Annotated in this window: 1 protein-coding gene and 1 pseudogene; both read left to right on the top strand. The window is 33.4% G+C overall.

Going from position 1 to position 3,875, the window contains the following annotated elements; genetic code table 11:
- Positions 1-2,350: methyl-accepting chemotaxis protein (locus ACW2QF_RS13870; RefSeq protein WP_455716601.1), on the top strand; the 2,350-nt coding region annotated here is incomplete at its 5' end.
- Positions 2,351-2,956: 606 nt separating this feature from the next.
- Positions 2,957-3,875: pseudogene (locus ACW2QF_RS13865) on the top strand (amino acid--tRNA ligase-related protein); the annotation flags it as partial.

Genomic DNA, 3,875 nt, shown 5'->3' with positions numbered 1-3,875 from the left:
ATACGGAATTACGGAAACTATTAAAAATAGTAATATGGAGGCTAAAATTAGTGAGATCAATCAGCTTCAAGGAAAGAATGAGGCTGCCGATAGTTTATATATTTATTATATTGATGAATCATATCTTAATACAATTACTGAAAATCTGGAACAAATGAAGAGTCTAGCTTCTGGAATTGAAAAATCAATCGATAAGAAGTATGAGTCAGATATGAATGCCATCATGACTAATATTGAACAGAGACTAAAAAATTACCAGGAAATCATACCGTTGAATTCTGAACGAGGATTTGATGAAAGTCAAGGACTATATGCACAATATAAGACTTCAGCTGATTCTGTGCAATCGCAGTTGACCCAATTAATGAATGAAAATACATGGGCTGATACAAATTGGTCAGAAATTTCTGGTGAAGGTAAAACTGTTACAATAGGAAATAAAGAGTATATTAAAGTTACATATAGTAGTAAATTACCTCAAGTTGGTAAAAGAGATGTATTAGCAATCCGAATTGGTGGAACAGCACAACAATACAAGAAGAATATTTATATAAACAATATCTACCTAAAAAAAGGTAGTACAGAGAATAAAATGGATTTATCCACGATTACTGAAGCAGACTTATCAAACTCATATGGTGATGCATTACAAGGGCTTTCGTTAAAATCATTTAATGGAAAAGAAGCAATTCATGTAAAGGCGAATTTTACAGCAGCGAACAATAGATGGGAAGAAATCTGCGTAAAGTTACCAATAAGTTCAGCACAGAGTCAAGAATATGACATGGTATATTATGACTTATATATGGAAGTACCTATTGCAAATGAACTTCAAGCAGGTGGGGCTGTAACAGATATTTTTAATTTCTCAAATGAACACAATACATTAATTAATGAGGTTAACCAATATAGTAAATTAGTTAACGAAGGTAAAGAAGTTGACGAAATAAAGTCTAGTATTGAAACAAGATTTAAGACAATAGAAGACAACTTAGTGGTGTATTCAAGTAATGAAGAGTTGAATCAACAAATTCTAGAAAACCTAAATGTAGAAAAAGATAGTTTTAGTAAAATGCAAGAAATAGACACAACAATACTTCAGTTGAAGAAAGAGAATACAGAATTAAGTAATGAATTAACAACTGTATCAACTTCATTTAAAAGTGCAATAAATAAGGATATGAAGTCAGTTCAATCTCAAGTTACAACGTTAATTCTAGTAGTATTAGCTGTTACAGCTATTAGTATCGTAGTTATCACTTTCTTCATAGGAAAGGGAATTAGAAGCAGTATTGTAGGATTTAAGAAGCTCTTAGCACAAATCACAGAGGGAAATATAGATGTTCGTGCAGACGTAAGAAAAAATGATGAATTTTCACAGTTTGGAAAGAGCCTGAATATGTTCTTAGATAGATTATCAGAAGTAGTTGGATCTCTTCAAAAAGTATCACAAACGTTGATACAATCAGGTGAGGTAATGGAAGAGAGAGCAAATCAGACTTATGGTGTTGCAGATACCATTACTTCTGCACTTAATGATATTTCCCAAGGAGCAGCAGCACAAGCAGAGGATGTAAATATATCCTCAGGTGAAATTTCAGTTATGGGTGATAATATTAACCAGATTATTGAAAAAGTAAATCACTTGTCACAGACGGCAGTTGAGATGAAAGAAAAAGGCGATGAGTCAGTTGATGTTATGCAAGAATTAGGAGAATCTAATCAACGAACTACTACTGCATTTGACAAAATAGCAACACAAATCAAGGTTACAGATGATTCAGTTCATCAAATAAGAGATGCAATTAATCTGATTACTTCAATAGCAGAACAGACAAACTTACTTTCATTAAATGCTAGTATTGAAGCTGCTAGAGCAGGTGAAGCAGGAAAAGGCTTTGCAGTTGTTGCTACAGAGATTCAAAAGTTGGCAGAACAATGTAACTCATCTGCTAAAATTATCGATGATATAATCACGGAATTAACAAAAGAATCACAAACTACAGTACAGTATGTTGAACAAATTACTGCTATTGTAGAGGAGCAAAAAGAAAAATTACAAGAAACAAATAAACGTTTCTTAGAGGTGAGTGCTGGAATTCAATCATCAAGTGAGAGTATGAAGGATATTATCGCTCAAGCAAATGATTGTAATACTTCAAGAGAAAAAACGATAGAGGTAATTACGAATCTATCCGCAATCTCAGAAGAAAATGCAGCATCAACGGAACAAACAAATAGTTCAATGCAAGAGTTGAATGAAGCTACTAAAGTTTTAGCAGATACTGCATCAGAACTAAAAGAACTTTCAGTAGAATTACAAAAGGATTTATCATACTTCAAGGTATAAAGCAGTAACTAATTAATACTATTATGTGAAAATAAAGAGAACTGTATAGTATCCAATAGGAATAAGTTGATAAGCGGCTAGGAAGTTATTCATTCCTAGCCGCTTTGTGTTATCTATTTCTAGAGGAACCTCATGATCATATTGTGAATGGTATGAGAAATGGTACGGTTATGGAGCTTATTAAGGACACTTGACAATTAGAAATTAAAGTGTTAAATTATAGAAAATAATTGAAGAGCATACATTATATAAATTAAAATTGCTTAGAGGAAAGAGGAATATCTATGACGAATCTTAACTTTAATCAAATGAATAGGGACGACGATAGGTAGCGCTTGTAACTGTGAATGATCATAGGTACAAGCGCTTAGAGTGTTGTGCCTATGTGGAGATTATAGATATATGTATAAGAACCGCATTGGTGAGTTGTATTTTACCATGCGGTTTTTTTGTATTCTTTTTTAGGTATAACGAGGACGCTGTCGTCATATGAAGGGTGGTGATACTATGAGGCATAAAGACGATGCCTGCATGGATTTGTGGTTTTCGAATAGGAGCTGATAAATCTATAAGAAAGAACCATGAAAACATGGTATAGGTGAAAGTATGAATAGAATGACAGGAATAATTAAGGAAAGTATAATTGAGCCAGAACAATTTAGTGAATATATTGGTAGTACAATTAAAGTGCATGGAAGTATCTATAAGGTACGACGGATGAGTGGTTTTGCCTTTATATTATTACGTACCAAGAGAGAGGTGATTCAATGCATATATGGAGAGGAGTTTTCTAGATTCTCATTAAGCGAGATAGGGGAAGAATATTCGGTTATCGCAACTGCCAAAGTAGTGAAAGAAGAACGTTCCAAAACAGGAGTTGAATTACATCTGATTGCTGTAGAGATTTTGTCAAGGCCGGCTATGGAATCACCGATTGTAATCAATAATAAGAAGGTTGATACCTCAATGGAAAACCTTCTTAATTACAGACCAATCACATTACGAAATGAAAAAGAAAGAGCCATATTCAAGATTCAAGAAGGATTATGTCAAGGATTTCGAGCCTATCTATCAACACAGAAATTTACCGAAATTCATACACCTAAAATAGTCTATGCAGGGGCAGAAGGAGGGGCAAATATCTTTAAATTGAACTATTTTGGAAAAGAGGCATATCTAGCTCAAAGCCCGCAATTCTATAAACAGATGATGGTTGGGGTGTATGAAAGGGTATTCGAAATTGGACCAGTTTATCGTGCGGAAAAGCATGATACATCAAGACATCTGAATGAATATACAAGTGTAGATTTTGAGATGGGGTATATCGAGAGTTTTGAAGATATAATGCAGATGGAAACTGGGATGATTCAATATGCTTTAAATCATCTTAAGGAGCATTATAGATTCGAATTGGAACTTCTTAAAGTGAAATTGCCAGAAGTAAAAGAAATTCCAACGATTCGTTTCGTGGAAGCAAAAGAACTGATTGCAAAAGAGTATAATAGAGAAATTAAAGATTATGAAG

The organism is Anaerosporobacter sp., from assembly GCF_965301125.1.
This window is presented reverse-complemented; position numbering and strand designations above follow the sequence as displayed.